The organism is Bacillus sp. FSL W8-1141, from assembly GCF_038593205.1.
Classification (GTDB): domain Bacteria; phylum Bacillota; class Bacilli; order Bacillales; family Bacillaceae; genus Bacillus; species Bacillus altitudinis.
On the sequence record NZ_CP151973.1, the window covers coordinates 1,939,907 to 1,963,241 of the forward strand.

General features: G+C 41.1%; 20 protein-coding genes and 1 other RNA gene. 5 read left to right on the top strand and 16 right to left on the bottom strand.

Going from position 1 to position 23,335, the window contains the following annotated elements:
* Positions 1 to 8 precede the first annotated feature (8 nt).
* The 3 genes from NSQ52_RS09710 to NSQ52_RS09720 form a co-directional block, all read right to left on the bottom strand.
* Positions 9 to 1,445 carry a bifunctional 2-methylcitrate dehydratase/aconitate hydratase gene (locus tag NSQ52_RS09710; RefSeq protein ID WP_072368427.1) on the bottom strand — a complete coding sequence of 479 codons (1,437 nt, stop codon included), beginning with the start codon at positions 1,443 to 1,445 and terminating at the stop codon, positions 9 to 11.
* A gap of 2 nt (positions 1,446 to 1,447) precedes the next feature.
* Positions 1,448 to 2,590 (bottom strand): citrate synthase, encoded by a 1,143-nt coding sequence (gene mmgD / locus NSQ52_RS09715; RefSeq protein ID WP_019743303.1) that lies wholly within the window; start codon positions 2,588 to 2,590, stop codon positions 1,448 to 1,450.
* Between the two features lie 167 nt (positions 2,591 to 2,757).
* A complete protein-coding gene (locus NSQ52_RS09720; protein WP_008346516.1) occupies positions 2,758 to 3,297 on the bottom strand; it encodes a DUF420 domain-containing protein in 540 nt (179 codons plus the stop codon).
* A 204-nt stretch (positions 3,298 to 3,501) separates the two neighbouring features.
* Between NSQ52_RS09720 and NSQ52_RS09725 the strand changes: the two genes are divergently transcribed.
* Positions 3,502 to 4,008 carry a GNAT family N-acetyltransferase gene (locus tag NSQ52_RS09725; protein WP_008346514.1) on the top strand — a complete coding sequence of 169 codons (507 nt, stop codon included), beginning with the start codon at positions 3,502 to 3,504 and terminating at the stop codon, positions 4,006 to 4,008.
* Positions 4,009 to 4,160: 152 nt separating this feature from the next.
* Here the strand turns inward: NSQ52_RS09725 and NSQ52_RS09730 are convergent, their stop codons facing one another.
* The 8 genes from NSQ52_RS09730 to NSQ52_RS09765 all read right to left on the bottom strand — a co-directional run bounded on the left by NSQ52_RS09730 (position 4,161) and on the right by NSQ52_RS09765 (position 9,879).
* Positions 4,161 to 4,952 (bottom strand): 3D domain-containing protein, encoded by a 792-nt coding sequence (locus NSQ52_RS09730; RefSeq protein WP_007500712.1) that lies wholly within the window; start codon positions 4,950 to 4,952, stop codon positions 4,161 to 4,163.
* A 256-nt stretch (positions 4,953 to 5,208) separates the two neighbouring features.
* Positions 5,209 to 6,990 carry a DNA helicase RecQ gene (gene recQ, locus NSQ52_RS09735; protein WP_138278629.1) on the bottom strand — a complete coding sequence of 594 codons (1,782 nt, stop codon included), beginning with the start codon at positions 6,988 to 6,990 and terminating at the stop codon, positions 5,209 to 5,211.
* 135 nt (positions 6,991 to 7,125) lie between these two features.
* Positions 7,126 to 7,311: non-coding RNA, 6S RNA (gene ssrS / locus NSQ52_RS09740), on the bottom strand.
* A 134-nt stretch (positions 7,312 to 7,445) separates the two neighbouring features.
* Positions 7,446 to 7,946, bottom strand: coding sequence for a TraR/DksA C4-type zinc finger protein (locus NSQ52_RS09745; protein ID WP_342473277.1), 501 nt, complete (start codon positions 7,944 to 7,946; stop codon positions 7,446 to 7,448).
* A gap of 90 nt (positions 7,947 to 8,036) precedes the next feature.
* Positions 8,037 to 8,684, bottom strand: coding sequence for an SDR family oxidoreductase (locus tag NSQ52_RS09750; RefSeq protein WP_017367442.1), 648 nt, complete (start codon positions 8,682 to 8,684; stop codon positions 8,037 to 8,039).
* A gap of 177 nt (positions 8,685 to 8,861) precedes the next feature.
* Positions 8,862 to 9,203: a PH domain-containing protein gene (locus NSQ52_RS09755; RefSeq protein WP_008346505.1), complete on the bottom strand. Its 342-nt coding sequence runs from the start codon at positions 9,201 to 9,203 to the stop codon at positions 8,862 to 8,864.
* 276 nt (positions 9,204 to 9,479) lie between these two features.
* The gene (locus NSQ52_RS09760) at positions 9,480 to 9,617 is read right to left on the bottom strand and encodes a YozQ family protein (RefSeq protein ID WP_017359491.1); all 138 of its coding nucleotides are present in this window, start codon (positions 9,615 to 9,617) and stop codon (positions 9,480 to 9,482) included.
* Positions 9,618 to 9,666: 49 nt separating this feature from the next.
* On the bottom strand, positions 9,667 to 9,879 hold the full coding sequence (locus NSQ52_RS09765; protein WP_017367443.1) for a DUF6501 family protein: 213 nt from the start codon (positions 9,877 to 9,879) through the stop codon (positions 9,667 to 9,669).
* A gap of 209 nt (positions 9,880 to 10,088) precedes the next feature.
* On the opposite strand from NSQ52_RS09765, the gene NSQ52_RS09770 reads away from it, so the two are divergent.
* From NSQ52_RS09770 to NSQ52_RS09785, 4 genes are all read left to right on the top strand, one after another.
* Positions 10,089 to 11,573, top strand: a complete 1,485-nt coding sequence (locus NSQ52_RS09770) for an aldehyde dehydrogenase family protein (RefSeq protein ID WP_019743300.1) — start codon at positions 10,089 to 10,091, stop codon at positions 11,571 to 11,573.
* Between the two features lie 98 nt (positions 11,574 to 11,671).
* Positions 11,672 to 13,549 carry a prenyltransferase/squalene oxidase repeat-containing protein gene (locus tag NSQ52_RS09775; RefSeq protein WP_326241562.1) on the top strand — a complete coding sequence of 626 codons (1,878 nt, stop codon included), beginning with the start codon at positions 11,672 to 11,674 and terminating at the stop codon, positions 13,547 to 13,549.
* Positions 13,542 to 14,363 (top strand): superoxide dismutase, encoded by an 822-nt coding sequence (locus NSQ52_RS09780; RefSeq protein WP_178930268.1) that lies wholly within the window; start codon positions 13,542 to 13,544, stop codon positions 14,361 to 14,363. The genes NSQ52_RS09775 and NSQ52_RS09780 overlap by 8 nt, the downstream gene beginning before the upstream one ends.
* Positions 14,364 to 14,516: 153 nt before the next feature.
* The gene (locus NSQ52_RS09785) at positions 14,517 to 15,467 is read left to right on the top strand and encodes a bile acid:sodium symporter family protein (RefSeq protein ID WP_342473279.1); all 951 of its coding nucleotides are present in this window, start codon (positions 14,517 to 14,519) and stop codon (positions 15,465 to 15,467) included.
* A 31-nt stretch (positions 15,468 to 15,498) separates the two neighbouring features.
* On the opposite strand, the gene odhB is transcribed toward NSQ52_RS09785, so the two are convergent.
* The 5 genes from odhB to NSQ52_RS09810 form a co-directional block, all read right to left on the bottom strand.
* A complete protein-coding gene (odhB, locus tag NSQ52_RS09790) occupies positions 15,499 to 16,755 on the bottom strand; it encodes a 2-oxoglutarate dehydrogenase complex dihydrolipoyllysine-residue succinyltransferase (RefSeq protein WP_342473280.1) in 1,257 nt (418 codons plus the stop codon).
* Between the two features lie 14 nt (positions 16,756 to 16,769).
* A complete protein-coding gene (gene sucA / locus NSQ52_RS09795; protein ID WP_017359494.1) occupies positions 16,770 to 19,604 on the bottom strand; it encodes a 2-oxoglutarate dehydrogenase E1 component in 2,835 nt (944 codons plus the stop codon).
* Positions 19,605 to 19,828: 224 nt separating this feature from the next.
* Positions 19,829 to 21,745, bottom strand: coding sequence for a VWA domain-containing protein (locus NSQ52_RS09800; protein ID WP_047946568.1), 1,917 nt, complete (start codon positions 21,743 to 21,745; stop codon positions 19,829 to 19,831).
* An 11-nt stretch (positions 21,746 to 21,756) separates the two neighbouring features.
* A complete protein-coding gene (locus NSQ52_RS09805; protein WP_008346487.1) occupies positions 21,757 to 22,635 on the bottom strand; it encodes a MoxR family ATPase in 879 nt (292 codons plus the stop codon).
* An 89-nt stretch (positions 22,636 to 22,724) separates the two neighbouring features.
* On the bottom strand, positions 22,725 to 23,303 hold the full coding sequence (locus tag NSQ52_RS09810; RefSeq protein ID WP_342473281.1) for a superoxide dismutase family protein: 579 nt from the start codon (positions 23,301 to 23,303) through the stop codon (positions 22,725 to 22,727).
* Positions 23,304 to 23,335: the final 32 nt, after the last annotated feature.

Genomic DNA, 23,335 nt, shown 5'->3' on the forward strand with positions numbered 1-23,335 from the left:
GCTCCCCCTTATATGACAAATAAATCCATAAATGCTGGTACTGTCGTTGTTTTTAATTGATTTGGATTTTGGCAAAGTGAAACAATTTGATCGACTTGTTTTTGTGGAAATCTCGTTTTCAAATGATATGCCCATTTCTTTTCAAGCAGCGGGATCCCTTCCTGCCTTCTTCTGCGATGACCAAGCGGATATTCAATTTCAATTCGATCTGTCATCGTTCCGTCTTTAAAGAAGATTTGAACACAGTTTGCAATTGATCTCTTTTTCGGATCTAAATAGTCTTCTGTATACCGTTTATCTTCTTTGACGATCATTTGATCACGCAAACGGTCAATGAGCGGATTCTGCGCCGTCTCTTCTTCATAATGATCAGCAGTCAGCTCACCATAGATTAACCCAATGGCCGTAATATACTGCAAGCAATGGTCACGGTCTGCCGGGTTGTAAAGCGGTCCTTTTTTATCAATAATTCGAATGGCTGATTCATGTGTCGTAATCTCAATCCTGTCAATCTCATCTAAACGGTCTTTTACCGCATCATGTAGAATGACAGCGGCCTCAGCGGCAGTTTGCGCATGAAATTCTGCTGGATAGGCAATTTTAAAGAGTACATTTTCGATCACATATGACCCGAGCGGCTGGGCAAGTGTGAGTGGTTTTCCTTTCATTAACACATCTTCAAATCCCCACTTTTCTGCACTGAGGGGCGTCTGATAGCCCATTTCTCCTTTCAATGTCATCATCGCTAGTCTCACTGCACGGCTTGTGGCATCCCCTGCTGCCCACGATTTCCTTGATCCTGTGTTCGGGGCATGCCGGTACGTTCTAAGCGGTGAATTATCCACAAATGCTTGCGATAACACATGCTGCACATCTTCTTTCGTTCCGCCAAGCATTGCACAAACGACTGCACTTGATGCCACCTTGACAAAAAGAACATGATCCAAGCCATTTCGATTCAAACAATTTTCTAAAGCAAGCACACCTTGTATTTCATGTGCCTTTACAATCGCATGCAGTACGTCATTCATCGAAAGCGGTTCTTCTCCGTTTGCAAGCCTCGTTCTGCTGATATAATCACTTACAGCCAATATCCCGCCCAGGTTATCTGAGGGATGTCCCCACTCCTGTGCAAGCCACGTATCATTATAATCTAACCAGCGGATCATACATCCTATATTAAAAGCCGCTTGAACAGGATCTAATACAAATGAAGTGCCGGGCACTCTTGCTCCGTTAGGGACAACAGTTCCAGGTACGATGGGTCCAAGATGCTTCGTGCATTCTGGAAAGTTGAGCGCCAGCATACCGCAGCCAAGTGTATCCATAAGTACATACCGAGCTGTTTCAATGGCCTCTTTGCTCGTAATCTCGCCATCTACGGCATAGGCAGCAATCTCTTCTAATAGTTGATCTGTTTGATTAGCTACTGCTGTTTTATTCATATTCATTCCCCCGTTTTTCCATCATCATTTGAGACTTTTAATCCTCTTGGTCCTAAGTACCTTACTCTCGGTCTAAAAATCCGATTGTGTGAATGCTGCTCGATGACATGCGCTGCTAATCCGCTTGCTCTCGCAGCAAAGAAAATCGGTGTATAAAGTGAAATAGGAATGCCGAGCACGTAATAAATAGGTGCTGCGTAATAATCAAGGTTTGGATAGAGGTTTTTCTTTTCTTTCATGTATGCCTCGCCTGCGACGCACATGTCATAAAGCGTCGTGTCTCCTTTTGATTCGGTAAGCGTTTTCAACGATCGTTTTAAAAGAGCCGCTCTTGGGTCCATTTTTCTCATGTATACCCGGTGTCCAAAGCCCATCATTTTTTCTTTTGCGGCTAATTTACGTTCGATGAGCGCAAGGAAACCTTCTGTTGTTTTGCCTTCGAGCAGCATGTGCATGACTGCTTCGTTTGCGCCTCCGTGTAAGTCACCTTTTAATGAAGAAATCGCTCCAGTAAAAGCACCATACATGTCAGAATGAGTAGATGCAATGACTCTTGCTGCAAATGTTGAATTCGGCAGCTCATGCTCACTATAAAGCGTGAGCGTTTGGTCAAATGCTTTGATTTCGTCTTGTGCCGGAGTGCGGCCTGTTAACATCGCTAGAAAGTTTTCAGTGTAGGATTTGGTCTGGTCTGGAGTAGGTGTGGTGTCTTGTGTGAGAATATGATAGCTTCCCGCAACAATCGCTGGTAGCTGGCCAAGTAATCGAACGGCACGCGCTTGTTGGCATGCTTCTGATCGATCATTCAGTTGTTCATCGTACCCTGCAAGAGCAGATAAACACGTTCTCATGGCATCCATTGGGTGAGTGGTTTTTGGCAGTTTTGTCAAAATGGTTTGAATGGTTGGATGTAAGCTTGTTTGTGAGGAAATATCTTGCTGAAATTGGTGATATTCCATTGCATCTGGTAATCTTCCATAAATGAGCAGATAGGCTGTTTCTAAGTACGTCTTGCTTTGTGCCAGCTCGATGAGGTCATAACCGCGAATCACAATTTCTTCTTGCTGGACATCTAGGAACGAAATTGACGTTTCGCTTGCCACAATGTCTTCAAGCCCTGGTTTGTACTGCAATTGTTCAGTCATCATATAACCCCCGTTTCGTTCAATTGTGTTCTCCAAACGAGCAAACGGCCAGACATGATGTGATTCTATAGGTGGGAAGATACCGTGCAAGTCGGATACCCAATTCCCATTTTATCCAAAGCACTTCATCTTGTAAATAAAAGAACGTATGCCCAGATGGACATACGTTAGCTGTAGTATGGAGAAATCATGATATATACGATGACACCTGTTAGACTGACATAGAGCCAAAGAGGCATGGTCCATCTGGCAATTTTACGATGTCGTTCGACTTGCATTTGTGCGCCTCTAAAGAGAGTGATCAGTGCAAGCGGTACAATGACGGCAGATAAGACGATATGTGTGATGAGAATAAAGAAGTAAATCGGACGAATGATTCCTTCTCCCCCGAAGTGTGTATCAGCTGCCATTGAATGATACGTCACATACGAAATTAAAAAGACAAGTGTTGTTGAAAAAGCCGCAAAGATAAATCGTCGATGGGCTTTAATGTTCTTTTGTTTAATCATAATGAGCGCTGAAAGTAAAAAGATAAACGTAAAACTGTTCATCACGGCATTCAGTAACGGCAGAAATGTAATATCCAGATGACTAAATTTATCTGTTTTTGGCATGAAAAATAATAAAGCAATTAAGCCGTTTATGGCAATTGTTAAAAAGACAACAATGCCGGTGAAATTTTTCGGTTTTTGATTCTGTTCGTTCATGTTTGAAAACCTCTCTTTATTAGTTCCGACTAAGAGTATGTTATTTAACTTTGTCTCTAAAGTCAATGAATTCGCTGTCTTCGTCGAATTTTAGACAAACTTGCCGATTGCCTGCCTTCTAGCGGCTTGAAAGATCCACTCACTTCCTTTAGAATGGGAATTTGTGTGGTTTTTATCAACTCTTCTATGAAAGGAGCAATAGACTTGTCAATCTTACAGGAAACAACAAAAGATGTGAAGACATTAGAGCAAGAATTACAGCAGTTGCAGTTCCAAATGTATCGAATGCAAGAAAATATAAAAGATATTTCAAAAAAAGCTAAGATTATTGGCATTGATCAAGCGAAGGAAGATGAATGGATGATCGTCTCTGCAATTGAGAATGCAGATACGTGCAAAATCATGTTAAGCGATTGTGAAAAAGCTTTTCGCGGACAATCTGATTTTTCCTTGATCGCGGAATATCCTGAAGAAGGAAAGATTCACATTGCCGATATTAAAGGCCCGCCTGATAATGGCTATGGATCCATTTGTATGAAGCATTTAAAAGAAATCGCAAGAGAGCAAAACATTCCAGTCATTACTGGGGATCTCGTCAAAAGAGATTGGAACCATGTGGACCGCCTGATTCATTTTTATGAAAAACACCATTTTGATGTCCAAATTAATTGGAAAGAGCAAAGCGGAGAAATTTATTGGGTGGACAGCTAACGACACAAAAACCAGCGTTGAGATGGACTTATACGCTGGTTTTTGTCGAAAATGCGAATTTTTCAGAAAAATATGTGTATTTCCGGCCAAAAAAAGGTATAATAAAAGCATCAGGCCGCCACCTGATGCTTTCTTCCAAAAACAATAGACTACTAGTTAAGTACTTTCACTTTGACTGATTTTACGCCCCAATTTTTAGCTTGGGATTTGCTTGGTACGTGTACATCAATTTTGTTACCTTTAATTGCGCCGCCAGTATCTGCTGCGATGGCTTCACCGTAGCCTTCAACATAAACCTTACTTCCTAATGGAATGACATTAGGATCTACTGCGATTACTTTTGCATTTGGGTTTTTGTTTAAGTTTACCCCTGTTGCAGTGATACCTGAGATGCCACCATCATTTGCTGTATAAGCCGTAGCCGTTACAGTCATTTCTTTTTGAACACTTTGACTAGCAGAAGATGATTCTGCTTTAGCTGTTTCCTTTTTAGGAGCAGCTTTTTTCGTTGTTTGCTCTTTTTGGACAGGTGCCTGTTTTTGAACAGGTTCTGAGCTTACCGGAGCTGAGCTTTGACCAGCAACACTTAGTGTTGAGCCAATCATAATTATATCTGAGTTTAAGTTATTCCAAGACTTAATATCGCTAATTGACACATTGAATTTTTGAGCGATTTTCCAGAGGCTGTCCCCCTTCTGGACTTTGTACTGCTCCTGAGTTTTCTCTTTTGAAGAGATTGTCAATTTATCTCCTACATAGATCATGTCTGTAGATAAATTGTTCCAACCCTTTAGGTCCTTTAGAGACACATCATTTTTTTGAGAGATTCCCCAAAGTGTATCACCTTTCTGTACAGTGATTTCCTTTGCAGAAGCTTGCTGTGCTCCTAATGCTGTTGTTGAGATTGCTGCAACAGCAACCAAGGACATAATAGTCTTCTTCATAAAGTAAATCCTCCCTTGTTAGCTTTTTATGGCGGCTAACGAGTGCTATCGTAACATATGTAAATGTCATTTCAATAACAAAACGATATGTTTTAGATTACAGTTCCTTTACATGAAACATCTCTCTCCATTGGTAAATCAGCCCACTAAATGGCTCAATTCCGCATCATATCAAGGTTTTGTAGGGATGGAAATCATCATGATGAAAACGCGTCCAAGTGAAACGAAAAAAATTTATTTTCCTTCTTCAAACTCTTTATTTTTTCTCTTTTTCTATAAATAAACGAATTTCTTCTAAAAAAACATCTCCATATTTCTCTCTTTTTTGTGCACCGACACCTTTAATATTTAAAAGTTCTTCTTCTGTTTTAGGCTCTACTGCTGACATTTCCTTCAATGTTTGATCAGAAAAGACAACAAATGGCGGAACGCCCTGCTCTCTTGCCAACTTCATTCTGACCATTCTTAACTGCTCAAATAATGCATCATTTTCTTGAATAGCCTCTGCCTTTATCGCCTGCTTTTTATAGACGGTCTCCTGCCCCACTAGCACTTTCTTTCCTTTTTGTGTCACTTTTAGTGTTGGAAAAGCTCCTTCAGACATGTGTAAATACTCTTCCGTAATTAAAAATTCAATGAAATCACTGATATGTTGGGCTGAATGCTGTTTCATTAAAGCATAAGTAGGAAGCCGGTCGAAACCAAAATCAAGCACTTTTTTGTTTTTAGAGCCGGCTAATACTTGAGCTATCATCATTTTTCCGAATCGTTCGTTCATTCTAACGGTACACGACAAAACCATTTGTGCTTCTCTCGTGACGTCTTCACGCTCTCTCTCGTCTAGACAGTTGCTGCATTTTTGACAAGGGGCACTTGATGATTGGTCAAAGTAATCCATCACAAATTGCTGAAGGCACTGTTCCGTATGACAGTAGTCTACCATTTGTCTCAGCTTGAGCAATTCATGCTGATACCGCAATTCATCTTCTGTTGATTGTTCAATGAGAAAGCGCTGCACGCGTACGCCTTGCGGTGAAAACAGTAAAATGCATTCACTTTCAAGCCCGTCTCTCCCGGCACGTCCTGCTTCTTGGTAGTAACTTTCAATATCTCTTGGAATTTGATGATGAATGACAAAACGTACATTAGACTTATTAATCCCCATACCAAATGCAGATGTAGCTACCATTACTTGAATATCATCATTTAAAAAAAGATTTTGCTGTTCTTCTCTCACTTCATCATCTAATCCTCCGTGATAAACACCCGCTTTGATCTTTTGCTTTTTTAGACGATGATAAATTTGATCTGCTTCTTTTCGTGTGGCTGTATAAATAATGCCTGACTCAAGACTGTTTTTCTTCATATATTGTGTGATGAATTGGTCGCTGTTTTGCCCTTTCACCACTTGAAAAGACAAATTTTCTCTAGCAAAACCAGTAAAGATTGTTTCTTCTTCGTCCATGCCAAGTTGCTCACATATATCCTGTTGGACCTTCTTTGTAGCAGTGGCTGTTAATGCTACAATAACAGGCCTTTTTGAAAGCTTGTTTACACATTCTTGTATAAAGCGATAGCTCGGTCTAAAATCATGTCCCCACTCAGATATACAGTGCGCTTCATCAATAGCCATTAAAGGAATCGTCAATCGATCAAGCAGCTGAAAAAAACGTTCATTTTGTAAGCGTTCAGGGGTGATATAAAGCAAATCATACTCCCCCTGTTCACATTTTTTCAGCCTTGTATTCATTTCACCTGCTGAAAGTGTACTATTTAAAAAGGACGATCGTATTCCCATCTCATTTAACGCATCAACCTGATCTTTCATTAAAGAAATAAGCGGAGATACAACGATTGTCGTTCCTTCCATCATAAGGGCAGGAATCTGGTAGCAAACCGATTTCCCTCCGCCTGTCGGCATAATGCAGACCGTATCCTTCCGTTTATTCACAATCGATTCAATGGCTTGTTTTTGTCCTTGTCTAAAAACATCAAAGCCATAATATTGTTTAAGAAGTGCTTCTGCTTGTTGTAACATCCAATTCCCTCTCCGTCGTTTGTTTTGTCTATTTTAACATACATTTGTACATCCACATTCGGTCTGTTCAAAATCGTATTTTGGACAAAATAAAAAGCCATTTTCCAAAAATGGAAAATGGCTTGAATCATCCTAGGAAAAGCTGCGGATGCCGTAATCTAAGTAAGAAAGTTTTAAACCACCACTCCTCAAAGTGGGTGTTTGCAGAAACGTTCCTGTCTTCCTCTCGAAGGAGGCGTGACATTCCGGCTTCAATATAAAACTCCCTATTACAGCTTAAAGGTTAAAACTTAATTAACATTACGCGCATCGCAGCCTTTAAACTATACTACACGAAAGTTTATTAAATTTCAAGATATGTTTTTTCTAAAAAAAATACTCATGTATACAAGATTTTTGTCCATGTAGACGTGGGAAAACATTATGTTGAGAAAACATAAATTCCTCTCATCATGTTATTTTCCCTCATCTACATCAACATCTTGCTCTTCTTCTAGCCTTTCATACGTATCTGAATGTAATTGATCCATTGTTTCTCTATTTGTTAAATCACGCATTTGCTCAGAGAACGAACGGTCAAATTCATTTGGATCTTGATTGGTTTCTTCATTTTTCTTTGCATCAATTGAATAACGAGTATAGGGTACTGCTTTCAAACGGTCATATGGAATGTCTTTTCCTGTTTTTTCACAAATTCCATATGTTCCGTCTTCCATCCGCTTAAGCGCCGCATCAATTTCACCTTCGATCTGATCATCGACTTGATCCAGCGTCTGTTCGGTCATGCGATCTAAATAGATGCTTCCGTGATCTGCGATATGGTTTCCAACACCATTTGAAATCTCATTCGATTCGACCAGCATGGATTCTTCTTTCTTTTTTGATCCTTTCACATCTTCTTTTAATTGAATAAGTCTTTCATATAAATCAGCTTTTTGCTCTTTCGTTAAGCTCACGGTCAATCACTCCTTTCTCTTTACCTTCCCGCTCCATGCGAAATGAAAACATCAAAAAAAGCCGCCGCCTTTGGCAGCAGCTTTCTTCATTTAAAGATTGCGAAGTGCTTCTTCTACTGGTGTATCACCTTTGATTAAGTCAAAGGCTTTATTTTTCACATTGGATTCCGTTAAGCTTTCCACTAAGACAGTGGCTACATCTTCTCTTGAAATCTCAATGTCACGATCGTCTGGAATATGAGCAGCCGCTTCTATTTTCCCTGTCTTCTCCTCATGCAGCAGTGCTCCTGGCCGCACAATGGTGTAAGAAAGACCAGACTGTTTTAAATGTTCATCGGCTTTTCTTTTCGCTTCATAATAAATCTCCATACTGCCTTGTCCTTTTCCTTGATGAGGATCGTCGGCATTATAAGAACTCAGCATCACAAAATGCTGAATATTTTCTTTTTTGGCTGTATCAACGAGGCGTTTTGCCCCCTCTTGATCAACAGCGATGGTTTTATCTGCACCTGTTTTTGAGCCTGAACCAGCTGCAAAGATGACAGCTTCTGCTTGCTTCACAGCATCTGTCACATCCTTTTCAAGATCACCGATGACAGGCGCTGCTCCAAGTTCTTTTAGCGCATCTGCTTGTTTTTCATCTCGAATGAGAGCAAGCGGCTCATGTCCTTTTTCTTTTAAATATCGAATGACAAGTCTCCCTGTATGTCCGTTTGCTCCAGCAACTAATACTTTCATTGTTCATTCTCCTTTCTGTATCTGTTTCATCTTTATCCTTTTTTGATGTGATTCAAACACACGAATAGAAAAAAGCCTTCCCCACTGTGATGGGAAAAGCTCAAGGGATATGCGATAGATAAAAATAAGAACAAAGAATGAGAAAAGTGCATGTGATCTATGTAATCGCATCGTTGATCAGCAAAGATGTTTTGTTAAAATGGCCTGCACGTCACTCAAATCTGTATCTTTAGAAAAATCGAGTTCAAATACTTTTGAGCTTGTAACAAGCAGCATACCAGTGTCCTGATCAAACACGCCAGCTTCTTGAATGGCAAAACTTTCAATTGATCGATACGGCAAGGAGACCCTGACTTTCTTTTTAGAAAATACGCGGTTATCGCCAAAGATCAGTCGTTTATTGGTGAAACAAATTTGGTCGTGACGCAGTCTGTAAACAGCCTCAATTCTTTCTCCTTCAATTAATAAGGATTCGAATTTTTTATGATCATTTTGTTTACTGACAGAAAAAATACCCACGTAAACCCCCTCTTCCTGCATCAAATTCCTTTATGACAAAACGGCCACACGGCTCTGTGGGTACGTTTTATTCTCACTTATAGAATACGCTATAAATCGTCGTTATTCCATTACGAATAGATTAAATTTCATTTAACTTTTTCTTTTTGATCCGATGCTCTTTCCTCTACTTATTTAGACTGTTAAAGCAGGAAAAAAGTTTCAGGTTTTTCAAGAAATCATTCGTTATGAGACCATAAAAAAACAGTGATTATGTAAAATCACTGTTTTAAATGACTATTCATCTTTCGGGGTATCAATCGTTCCTTCGGCATACACATCAGAAATTTGCTCAAGTGTAATCGCCATATCAGCATCTTCATTGTCATGCCAAGCATTTTGATGTTTCTGCTCTTCTTGCTGCTGCTTTTTCATCATCATCACCCTTTACTGTTTTTCTTAGTATGAGTGATGACCATCAAAATCATTCAGCAGAATTGTCTTCGAAATACTCTTTGTAATACCCGCCTACTTTACCCGTATTATCAACGACAAAGAGAAATTCCTCTGTTTCATTTTTCACATCATATGTGTGTCCAACCGTTAATGCCCGGTCAACCATATATTTTTTCGCATTTGTATGTACACATTTTACTTGTTTTACCGTTTCAGCCGTTTGCCAGTTTTGATGGATCATGATTTAAAAACTCCTTTTTTCATCTATACATTTATTGTAGCCAATTTTTCGTGAAATGCAATGAGTGTTATCGATTGCTTTCAAAGATGTCGTGTAATATGATAAATGTATACGTTTACATGTGTGTGCGTATACAAATGGCTTCATGTCCACTTTTTCCACCTAGAACTCGCAGAACAACCCATATCTTTAAGGAGGTTTGTTTATTTATGAGCTCTACAACACTTCAAATCAGTTCAAAACTCGAATCTTTTCTCCAAGGGACGAAAAAACTCTACATTAACGGTCAGTTTGTCACAAGTCATGATAACAAAACATTCTCTACGCCTAACCCTGCCACAGGAGAAACCCTTATTGATGTATATGAAGCAGGTGCAGCCGACATTGATGAGGCAGTAAAAGCTGCTAAAAAGGCGTTCCATGGACCTTGGCGTTCTATGTCTGCAGCCGAACGTGCCCGCTTGATGTTTAAGCTGGCAGATTTAATGGAAGAACACCAAGAAGAACTGGCTCAGCTGGAAACACTTGATAATGGAAAACCAATTAATGAAACAACCAATGCGGATATCCCTCTTGCCATTGAGCACATGCGCTATTATGCAGGGTGGACCACAAAAATGACTGGACAAACCCTTCCTGTCAGCCAGGGATATTTTAATTATACCCGCCATGAGCCTGTGGGCGTTGTGGGACAAATCATTCCTTGGAACTTCCCGCTGCTCATGGCCATGTGGAAAATGGGTGCTGCACTAGCAACAGGCTGCACCATCGTTTTAAAGCCAGCTGAACAAACGCCACTATCTGCTTTATATTTAGCTGAATTAGTGGATAAAGCCGGATTCCCAGAAGGCGTGATTAACATCGTTCCTGGATTCGGTGAAACAGCCGGTGAAGCATTAACCGATCACCCTGATGTCAATAAGCTGGCTTTCACTGGATCAACAAGTGTTGGGAAATTGATCATGGAGAAAGCAGCCAAATCCATCAAGCGTGTTACTTTAGAGCTTGGCGGAAAATCGCCGAATATTATTTTACCAGATGCCGATTTAAAGAAAGCCATTCCAGGTGCATTAAACGGCGTGATGTTTAACCAAGGTCAAGTGTGCTGTGCAGGATCAAGGGTCTTTGTGCACCGGAGCCAATATGATGAAGTCGTCGATCAAATGGCTAAATATGCGACATCATTAAAACAAGGAGCTGGTCTTCATCATGATACCCAGATTGGGCCTCTAGTGAGTAAAGAGCAGCATGAACGTGTGTTAGGTTACATCGAAAAAGGGAAGTCAGAAGGTGCAACAGCCGTAGTCGGTGGTGACTGCCCTTATGAAGCAGGCTATTTCGTCTCCCCTACTGTCTTTAAAGATGTAGAAGATGAAATGACAATCGCAAAAGAAGAGATCTTCGGTCCAGTTCTATCTGCGATTCCTTACGATTCCATTGATGAAGTGGTCGAACGGGCCAATCAATCTGACTATGGGTTAGCGGCAGGACTTTGGACAGAAAACTTAAAGCATGCTCACGATATCGCTGCACGCCTAGAAGCAGGAACCATTTGGGTCAACTGCTATAATGTCTTTGATGCCGCCTCCCCGTTTGGCGGATATAAACAGTCAGGCCTTGGCAGAGAAATGGGATCATATGCCCTTAACAACTATACAGAAGTCAAAAGCGTGTGGATTAATCTGCAAGACTAATCACGCTAAAGCCGGTGACGATGTCAACGGCTTTTTTTGTGCTGGCATGTGACAGGCCGACTCCTGAATATAGTGATAAAGGAAAGGAGCATGGCCGAATGCAAGATTTTAAAACGAGAGTCAACGAATATATCGATGAACTGCACATGCAGGTAGAACGCAGACAAAGAGAAGATGGCGCATTTATTTTCTGCTTTGAAGGACCTATGATGACAAATGCTTTTTTCATTATGCTGTTAAAAGCCGTTGGTGACCCCGATCAGCAATTGATCCATCAATTGGCCGAAGCAATACATGCCAAACAAAATGAAGATGGTTCCTTTTCTTTGTATCATGACCAGTCGGGACATCTCACAGCTACAGTACAAGGTTATTGCGGCATGCTCGCATCTGGCAGATTTCAAAAAGACGAGCCCCATATGGAAAAAGCAGCACAATATATTCGCTCAAAAGGTGGCCTAAAGAACGTTCATTTTATGACAAAGTGGATGCTTGCCGTAAATGGCATGCACCCTTGGCCCTACTTCTATGCACCTCTTTCCTTTTTACTCATCCCTACGTCTTTTCCACTGCACTTCTACCACCTTAGTGCCTATGCAAGGATTCATTTTGTACCCATGATGATCGCACTGAACAAACGGTACACCTCTCATGCTGCGTTTCCATCATTAGCCCATCTTGATGAAAACATGTCTAAAAATCCATTTGACTGGTTTATGGCAAGAGAAGAACGTTCGACTGATGACTTCCTCATGTATATGCGGTCATATACAGCCCTCGACAGCCGGCTCGACTTTTTCGGATATGAAGCGGCAAAGCGATACATGTTTGACCGTCTTGAAAAAGATGGGACGCTGTATAGTTACTTAAGTGCAACCATCTTTATGGTCTATGCCCTCATGAGCCTTGGGTACTCCCCTGGACATCATCTCATCCAAAAAGCAGTCAGAGGTATGAAAAGGCTCGTCACCTCCTGTCAAGGCAAGATATATGCTGAGAATTCCACCTCGACTGTGTGGGATACAGCGCTTGTCAGTTACGCTTCTCAAAGAGCAGGAAGAAAACGAGAAGATCCCATGATCATGAATTCCTTCACCTATTTGCTGGACCGGCAGCAAATGAAGAAAGCGGATTGGGCAGTTCATAACCGTCATGCTGCTCCCGGGGGCTTTGGTTTCTCACATATCAATACGAATAATCCTGATTGTGATGACACGCAAATTGTGTTAAAAGCCATCCCAAAAGAATACGCTCCACTTCAGTGGAAACGAGGATATGACTGGCTTCTCTCCATGCAAAACCGTGATGGCGGCTTTTCTGCTTTTGAAAAAAATCAAGATCACTTTCTACTTCGTCACCTTCCGCTTGAATCTGCGGAGGATGCGGCGATTGATCCGTCAACTCCTGATATTACTGGTCGTGTGCTCCATTTGATTGGTTTAGAAGAAAAAGATACTGCTTCACCCTCGATTCTCAGGCAAAAAGATCGATGTGTAAAATGGCTCATTGACCACCAAGAGAAAAACGGATCATGGTTTGGCAGATGGGGTGTTTGTTATATTTATGGAACTTGGGCGGCGTTAACAGGACTGAAAGCGGCCGGCGTTCCCTCCTCACACCCTGCTGTGCAAAAAGCGTGCCGTTTCCTAAAGCAGATTCAGCTTGAAGATGGCAGTTTCGGAGAATCGTGTAAAAGTGCAGAACTGAAAACCTATGTCCCGCTTCCCTTTGGCACAGTGGTTCAAACCGCATGGGCGACCGAGGCGCTCCTCCAATATGAGAAAGCAAATAACGCAGCCATTTTGAAAGCTGTCTCCTTTTTAGTGAACCATCACCATACTGAAGAAGCCATGTACTATCCAGTCGGCATTGGACTGCCAAAACAATTTTACATCACCTATCATAGCTACCCATTTGTGTTTCCGATGATGGCTTGTTCTACATTTTTAAACGAAATGAGGCGTATACATGAATAAAGAAGAATATCGCTCACAGCTCAAAGAGTGGCTTAGCACGATCCAACATGTGTGGCAAGATGATAAAATTCATCGAAAAGTGGAAAATTTACGACTCAAAATGGAGGATGATCATTCGAGTGAACAAGAATGGTACGAACTAGCCGAAAGGATTGCAGAAGACATGCAGCCACACGAAGAAGTGCGCGATGTAGCAGCTGGAAATCATCAGTTACCACCACTGCCTTATCGGTATGACGCGCTCGAACCTTATATTTCAAAAGAAATTATGTACTTGCACCATCAAAAGCATCATCAAACTTATGTTAATGGTCTAAATCAAGCTGAACTTGCGCTAAAAAAAGCAAGAAGAACCAATGACTTTACGATGATCAAGCATTGGGAACGTGAACTTGCCTTTCATGGGGCAGGACATTATTTACATTGTATCTTTTGGTTTTCAATGAGTCCTTCAGGAAAAAGAAAACCTACTGGTCAAATGCTTCGTCTCATTGATCAATCATTTGGCAGCTATGAGGCGTTCAAGTCACATTTTTCAGCTGCTGCCAAACAAGTAGAAGGTGTCGGATGGGCGATCCTTGTATGGTCCTCGCGATCTCAGCGTTTAGACATTTTACAAGCAGAGCGCCATCAGTTCCTCTCGCAGTGGGACATCATCCCCCTTCTTGCTCTTGATGTGTGGGAGCATGCCTATTACCTCCAATATCGAAATGAGAAGGCGCAATATGTAGACCAGTGGTGGAATGTCGTTGACTGGCGTGAGCCAGAAGCAAGACTAAAACAGGCTCAACAAGTGAAATGGACACCTTTTTGATCGCATACTCCACATAGTTCATGTACTATGTGGGGTTTTTTATTAGTTTACATAATAATATTATGAGCACCAGATGCAAAATCATAGGTTGTTTTTTCAGAAAATTCATTTAAAATAGAAAAGATATGAAAAGAAAGAGAGTTGAAAGATAGTATGAACACCCTTTTACACATTAGTCACTTTGCGGGAAGAACATTTGCTATATGGGTCATTGTCTTTGCTTGTCTAGGTTTTACTTTTCCTGCGGCATTTTCTTTGATTGGACCTTATATCCCTTTTTTACTTGGCATTATTATGTTTGGCATGGGGCTGACGCTGTCTTCTGAAGATTTTAAAGAGCTTTTTAGAAAGCCTCTTTATGTATTGATCGGGGTTTTAGCGCAGTATACACTGATGCCACTCATTGCATTTTTATTGGCCTATGGGTTACATTTGCCTTCTGAAATCGCTGTTGGTGTCATTCTCGTCGGCTGCTGTCCAGGCGGGACTGCATCCAATGTAATGACCTTTTTGGCGAAAGGAAATACGGCCTTATCCGTTGCCGTGACAACGATCTCGACCCTACTTGCTCCCATTTTGACCCCTGTTTTCATTTATATCTTTGCAAAATCTTGGTTATCTGTATCACCGGGTGCTTTGTTTTTGTCGATTGTCCAAGTTGTCTTAATTCCGATTATTTTAGGGGTCATCGTCAAATTGTTTTTAAAAAAACAAGTGACGTATGCTGTACAAGCACTCCCGCTTGTATCTGTGGTTGGCATTGTCGCCATCATTGCAGCTGTTGTCAGCGCAAATAAAGAACAGATTCTGCAATCTGGACTGCTTATTTTTGCCGTTGTTGTTTTACATAATGCTCTTGGTCTATTATTGGGTTACCTCATTGCAAAATGGTGTAAAATGGACATTCCTTCTCAACGAGCAATTTCAATAGAAGTAGGGATGCAAAATTCTGGACTTGGCGCAGCCCTTGCAACCGCACATTTTTCTCCACTTGCCGCCGTTCCCAGTGCCATTTTTAGCGTATGGCATAATTTATCTGGCTCTTGGCTGGCAACATTTTGGTCAAAAAGAGGCTACCCAGAAAATAAAGACCAAAAAAGCTAGTACCCTCATCGGTACTAGCTTTTTCTTTCGATTATCCTTCAAGCAATAGCTGTTCAGGATCTTCAAGTAGATTTTTAATCGTGACAAGGAACCCAACAGCTTCTTTACCATCGACAATACGGTGGTCGTATGAAAGAGCTAAATACATCATTGGACGGTTTTCAAAGCGTTCTTCATCAATTGCAACAGGACGAAGCTGAATTTTATGCATACCTAAAATTCCAACTTGAGGACTGTTTAAAATTGGTGTTGAAAGCAGAGAACCAAATGTTCCTCCGTTTGTGATCGTGAATGATCCACCTTGTAATTCATTGAGCGATAATTTGTTATCTCTTGCTTTTTTCGCAAGATGACCGATTTCTTTTTCAATTCCAGCAAACGATAGTCTGTCTGCATCACGGACAACTGGTACCACAAGCCCTTCATTGGCGGCTACAGCAATACCGATGTCATAGAATTTTTTAATGACAAGCTCATCACCTTGAATTTCTGCGTTGAGAAGTGGATATTTTTTAAGTGCTGCTACCACTGCTTTTGTGAAGAAGGACATGAAGCCCAGTTTCACATCGTTTTGTTCAAGGAAGGCATCTTTGCGACGCTTTCTTAGATCCATGACAGCTGTCATATCGACTTCATTAAATGTTGTCAGCATCGCTGCCGTTTGTTGAACTTCAACTAAACGTTTTGCAATGGTTTGTCTGCGGCGTGACATTTTTTCACGCTCAACTGGTTTCCCTGCTTGATCATTTTGCACCGCAGCATTTGCTTTTGGCGCAGCTTTCGGTGCACTTGCAGGAGCTTCATTCTTTTGGTAAGAAGCTACATCCTGCTTTCGTACCCTGCCCAGCGGATCTGCGGTTGGAATCTCAGATAAGTCTAACCCCTTCTCTCTTGCTAGTTTTCTAGCTGCTGGAGAAGCGATCGTTCTGCCATTACCAGATTTCAGCTCTTCTTTTGCTGCCTCTTCTTTTTGTTCAGCTGCTGGTTCTTCTTTCGAAGCTGGTGCAGAATCTTGCTCAGGTGCTGGAGCTGCGGACTCGCTTCCGCCAGCTTCACCTGCTGCAATCGTTCCGATGACTTCTCCAACTTGGACAGTGTCACCAGAATCTTTCAGTACTTCTTTTAGAACACCAGATTCTTCAGCTGTCAATTCGACATTGACTTTATCTGTTTCAAGTTCTAACAGGTATTCCCCCTGCTCAACATAATCGCCCGGCTGTTTTAGCCACTGAGCAATTGTTCCTTCCGAGATTGATTCCGCTAGTTCAGGTACTTTAATTTCCGCCATTTTTCATTTCCCCCTTAGTTTTTGCGAGTCAAGCTATCAGATACAATTCGTTCTTGTTCTTTTTTATGAACAGTTGGATCACCCTCAGCCGTACTTGAACGTCTTCTGCGGCCGATGTAACGTACTTTTACTTTTTCAGATGCAATTTCACGTAAATATGGCTCAATATATCCCCAAGCGCCCATATTTTGCGGTTCTTCTTGTACCCATACGATTTCTTCTAAGTTCGTCAGTTTTGATAAAATGGCTTTAATATCTTTGGCTGGGAATGGATATAATTGTTCCACTCTCGCAATATGAAGCCAATCTTTTGAGTCTTCCATTTGAGTAAAACGATCACTAATATCGATCGATACCTTCCCGCTCGATAGCACAAGGCGTGTTACTTTTTCATGATCATGCACAAGGCCCGGCTGTTCAAGAACTGGACGGAACTGTCCATCTGTTAGTTCTTGGACTTCGGATAATGTGTTCGGGTTACGAAGCAGACTCTTCGGTGTCATGATGACAAGAGGACGAATCTCTTCACGAAGCAGCATTTTCGCCTGTCTTCTAAGAATATGGAAGTATTGAGCTGCACTTGTCAGATTCGCAACTGTCCAGTTATTCTCAGCAGCTGATTGCAAGAAGCGTTCTGTTCTTCCACTAGAATGTTCTGGACCTTGTCCTTCATATCCATGTGGCAAGAGCATCACAAGCCCTGACTTTTGTCCCCACTTGGCGCGGCCTGCTGAAATAAATTGATCAAAATACACTTGAGCCGCATTTGCGAAGTCTCCAAATTGAGCTTCCCAAATCACTAATGTTTCAGGAGAATAGACATTATAACCATATTCAAACCCGATGACAGAGCCTTCTGACAGTGGACTATTATGGACTGTAAATGATGCATTTGCATCACTCAGTTCATGAAGAGCAATGAATTCATCTCCCGTTTGACTGTCGTGAAGAACAAGGTTTCTTTGAGCAAATGTGCCTCGCTCAGAATCCTGTCCGGTCATTCGAATTGGCGTACCGTCTTTTAATATAGATGCAAATGCCAGTGCTTCACCAAGTGACCATTCCACTTTGCGATCATCTGTAAACACTTTTGCACGTTTTTCAAGGATCCGCTTTAGCTTACCGAATACTTGGAAGTCTTTCGGCCAGCTAATTAATTCTTCATTCAGCTTTCTTAATACATCAAACTCTACAGATGTATCAACTGCAGGGAAGCCGTTAGATACAGGCTCTGGCAGTTCGATTTCTTGAATCGTATGTTCTTTCTTTGAAGGCACTTTTTTATAAGCTTCTTCAATTTTTGCCGTGACAGCCTGCTCAATTTCTTCTCTTTGTTCTTTTGACAGAAGGCCCTCAGTGACAAGCTTATCTGCGAAGATATTCTTGACCGTTTTGTGCTTTCTGACCGCATCGTACAGCATTGGCTGAGTAGTAGATGGCTCATCCATTTCGTTATGGCCATATCTGCGGTAGCCAATCAAGTCAATTAAGAAATCCTTTTTAAACCGTTTACGGTATTCTACCGCCAGCTGAACAGCTGCTAAACAAGCTTCTGGATCGTCTGCATTGACGTGAACAATTGGAATCTCGAAACCTTTTGCAAGGTCACTAGCGTATTTTGTTGAACGAGATTCATTGCTTTCTGTGGTAAATCCAATCATATTGTTGGCAATGATATGGATCGTTCCCCCCACTTGATAGCCAACTAATTGACTTAAATTTAATGTTTCTGCGACAATTCCCTCTCCAGGAAATGCAGCATCCCCATGAATTAAGATGGCTAACGCTTTTTCAACGTCTTGAACTGGATAGCCTTTTTGAGTACGCGATTCTTGAGCTGCACGAGTGCTTCCTTCAATAATCGGGTCAATAAATTCCAAGTGACTTGGGTTATTGGCAAGTGTGACTCTTGCACTCTTTGTATCTTCATCTTTGATTTGGCGGTCAGCACCGAGATGATATTTTACATCCCCTGTCCATCCGTAGCTGATGCCGATAGAGCCTTCTGATGGTACAAGCTCTTTATTAGGCGCATGCTGGAATTCCGAGAAAATGATCTCATATGGCTTTCCTAACACATGTGCTAATACATTTAAACGGCCTCTATGTGCCATTCCAATGTTAATATTTGAAGTCCCTTGTGTAACAGACTCGGATATAATTTCATCAAGTACTGGAACAAGTGCGTCTAATCCTTCAATAGAAAAACGCTTTTGTCCAACAAATGTTTTATGAAGGAACTGCTCAAATTGCTCAACTTCTGTTAATCTTTTGAATACAGAAACTAGTTTATCTGCTGGTTTTTTCTTAAATAATTCGCCAGACTCAATAGATTTAGAGAGCCAGTTGCGCTCTTCGAAGTCATGTACGTGATCAAACTCAAATGAAATGGTACGCTTATACGTATTTCTCAAATGGTTAATGGCTTCTATGCCGTTTGAAATGTGTTTAGGTGCATCTGGACTAATAATTGATATTGGAATATTCTTAACGTCTTCTTCAGTTAAACCGTATTCCTTTAATGGAAACAGCTCTTGTAATTCCTTTTCTTTGCGAAGAGGATTGACGGAAGCATTTAAATGGCCATACGTTCTGATGTCTTCTGCCAGTTTAACGACTGATGCTATCTTTTGGATTTGTTCAGAAGTAACTACGCTATTTTCTTTTTTCCCAATTTCCTCCTTCATTTCACTCGGTGGTGCACCAAGTTCATCAAATATGCCTCTTATGTCTTCATCAACACTAGTAGGATCCTGGACATATTGATCGTAGAGCTCGAGCACGTAGCCGAGGTTCGGACCATGAAATTCTTCCCAACTCAACGGTTGTTTCACATCATTTTGAAACATTTTGAACACTACCCCCAACTTTGATCATCAAGTGATTGAACACTATCTCGATATAACTTCCAGAACACAATGACCAAATTTATGTAATAAAACGCTTCCAATCATATTCTACCACTGTTTCGGATTACTTTCTACATTCTTTGTTCAATTAAAGATAAAAAATTCAAAGAAAAACAAAAAATTTAAATCATTCCGAAAAATATTTTAAAGAAAGGGGCAAAACCTTATGCCCCAATGCTTTTATGCAGCAATTTCTTGAGTAATGGATATAGCACATCTGGCAATGTATCGACATCCGGTACAAAAATGCTGAACTTGCCATACATATCTTGGATCGTTTTCATCTGCGCCTCTTCAATCGGAGAATTGGATAAAAACACATTGATCACTTCAATTCCCTTTTTTCTCGCTTCGAGAACCGCTTCATGTGTATCCACGATCCCATTTTGTTCGTAGCTGAATGCAGCCGGCTCTCCGTCTGAGAAAACAATGAGGAACTTTTGCTCTTCTCTTCGTTTTAAAATCATTTTTGTCATTTGGCGAATCGCATAGCCGTCCCGGTTATCCTCTTCTGGCTCAAGTGACATAATGGATGGTCCTGCGTCAAATAAGGAATCTTTGAACGATACGACGGTGTTAAAGTAGTTCGGCTGACTTGTTTCAGTTGCGTCATTTGTATCTTCCCAGAACCCTACAATTTGATGAGGTACCTGCACTGATTTTAAAGCTTCATGAAACAGAACAATCCCTTTTTTTGTCTCATCCATCTTGTCAAACATACTCGCAGAACAGTCAACTAATAAAGTGAACACAGCATCAATTTGAGAAGATGGCGCTTGTTTTTTATAAAATAGTCGAGGATTGGACTCTGTAAAATAACGAATGAGCTTTTTACTGAGACGTCCTGCATGAAGATCTGTTTTTGGCCATGTTTTTTTATGCTCAAGTGTTTTTTGAATCATTTGTTTTAAGCGTTTCTGATAAGGCTCGATTGCCTTTGCGTGCTGCTTGTACACATCTATTTGCTCTGGTGAAGGAGGTTCTGGTGAAATCATGACTGGAAATGCATATTTGTTTTCTTTTCCATTCTCATGCGCATCTGCCCCGCTTTCTTCTCCTTCTGCCTCTTCTAGTGCTTCAAGCTTTGAATAGTCTTTTCGATGGGTTTGTTTGGCTGAACCTTGAACCGTTCCAAGCGCCTGATCTCCATCGTCACCTTCTCTTGCCGCATCTTTACCGAGATCGCTTTTACCACCGTGTTCTAAATCAAATTGAAGGAAACTTTTAGATGGTGCTTCCGTTTCTCTATGCCATACTTCCATATATTCATTATGGATGTCTTCATCCCCCTCTTTTTCCCGATCGACTTTTATATCCTCACTTAACTTAGGCTTTCTTTTGAGGTCATGGAAAAGCGGTTCTTTTGCCGCTTTTTCATAGTCCAATTCTGGGAAGAAAAAGTATGTGTTCAGCATATCCTTTTCAAGGAGCTCATCGAAGCCTTCTGTCAATTCCTTCACAATGATGGCGATATCAGATGTCGAGCGTGCGTCATATACACGTTCAAGACTTGACTCAATAAACGGAATCATTGGATCTATCCGCTCATGAAGGGGTGGAATTTCTTCAAGCGGAGATTCGGCTGTCAGCTTCACGTATATCGCACAAAAGAGTGCATCTGTTAAAATACTGCGCTCTTGGTTAATCGTTAATTGTGTTTTAAAGTGACGTCTGTAAAGCTCTCTTCTCCGTTTAAATACCTTTTTTGTTCCTGGGCGGTCACGTTTAATCCGCTCTTCAATGCGGATATCTTCAAACAGCATAAACAATTGTTTGCACACATCAGGAATGGATAATGTGTGGGCATAGCGAATGATGTCTTCAAATACTGTAAGATCGCTATACACCGTCCCTACTGCTCGCAGGAACACATCACTTTTTAGGCCTGCCATCATATCCTCTTGATGACGATCATCCCAAAAATGGCTGATGAAAATTTTCTTTTCAAACGGTTCATAGTACGACTGAACACCGTATTCAAGCTCCACATCATCACTTTTGGCAAGTGTTTTGGCTAAATCCGTTAATTCCATAAATAGAAATGAATCGATTCTGCTGTCATTAAATTTGATGAATTTCAAAAGTCAGAACCTCACTCGAATAATGTTTGAGCGATATTTCTTACCGCTGCTTTTTCCCGGTCATCTTCTAGCTTCTCTACAATTCCTCGTTCAATTGCACGAAGCGGCGGGATATATTGCGCAAGATCACATGTATCTAACAGTGCGCGAATGGATGCGGCTTCTTCACTGACCTGTCCATTATGTGCTTGGACGATGAGATCTGATGAGAGCTGTACGAATTGATCGATTAAACGCTCATCCTTTAATACAGATTGAGTGTGCAGTACTTCTTTTAAAATGCCACCGCCAATGTAAGGAACTTCAATGACGACAAAACGGTTTTTCAGCGCTTCATTGAGCGGCACTGTCCCCACATACCCCTCATTGATTGCTGCAATCACGCCAAAGCCTTCTTCTGCTCTAACGACTTCACCTGTAAATGGGTTTGTCATCATTTTTCTGTAATCAAGCACACCGTTTAAAATAGGCAGTGTTTCTGGTTTTGCCATGTTGATTTCATCAATATATAAAAGGTGTCCTTTTTTCATTGCTTTTGTAACGGGTCCTTCAATGAATTCTATAGAAGCAACTTGTCCATCATTATGGATGGTTTTATAGCCAATTAGACTTTCTGCATCAAGGTCAACTGAGCAGTTTACACTGTGCATCGGCTGTTGAAAAAACGCGGATAAAGTTTCTGCTAGTTTTGTTTTACCTGAGCCCGTCGGTCCTTTTAACAGAACATTTTTTCCTAGGGCAAGTGCAATCATGGCATCTTGAATAATAGACGTATCTTGTGATTCATAGCCGCTTGTTCCGATAAGCGGACGAAATTCTTCTTCGAGAACTTTTCCTTTTGCTTCGATCATTGCTTGAATTTCTTCTGGGAGTGCTGGTTGGTTAAACATATATGATTAATTCCTCTCTTCGATCATTTTCCTCACCAAGTATACTAAAAAAACCTTTATGCACTCAATACATAAAGGTTCGTCTTCTGTTATTTTACCATTTCTTTTGTGATGGCTCCGCAAGCAATGCGTTTCTCTGAGTTGCCAGAAGGGTTGCTTAAGTAATCATCTGCTTCTGCATGGATGATGAAACTTCGCCCGTTTTGATCAACCAATTGATTCGGGCCTCCTTTGACCGTCACATTCGGAACATTCACAACGACGTCAATTTGACCATCTGCCCCTACTTCTAAATTAGGCATATCTCCAGTATGATGCCCTTTTGGGTTGTCGAAGCCATGCTCTCTATGAGTCGGATTAAAGTGAGCCCCTGCCGTTTCAAAATCTGGCGTTTCACATATTCCTGTTTCATGAATATGAAAGCCGTGAGGACCTGGCGGCAGTCCTTTCGCTTTCACATGCAGATCCAGCCCATTTTCTGAGGACTCTCTTATTTCAATGCTCCCTATTTTTTGCCCGCTTTCGTTTATGAGTGACGTTGTGACTGGTGCTTGTTTAGGTGCGGCAACTTCTCTTGTTTCTTCTGTCGTTTCTTTTTTCGGCGGTGCATGACATGCTGATGCGGTAAAGATCAAACATATCATGATCATCCACACTGACTTTTTCATTTATGACTGCCCCCTTTTGCTATCAGTATGGA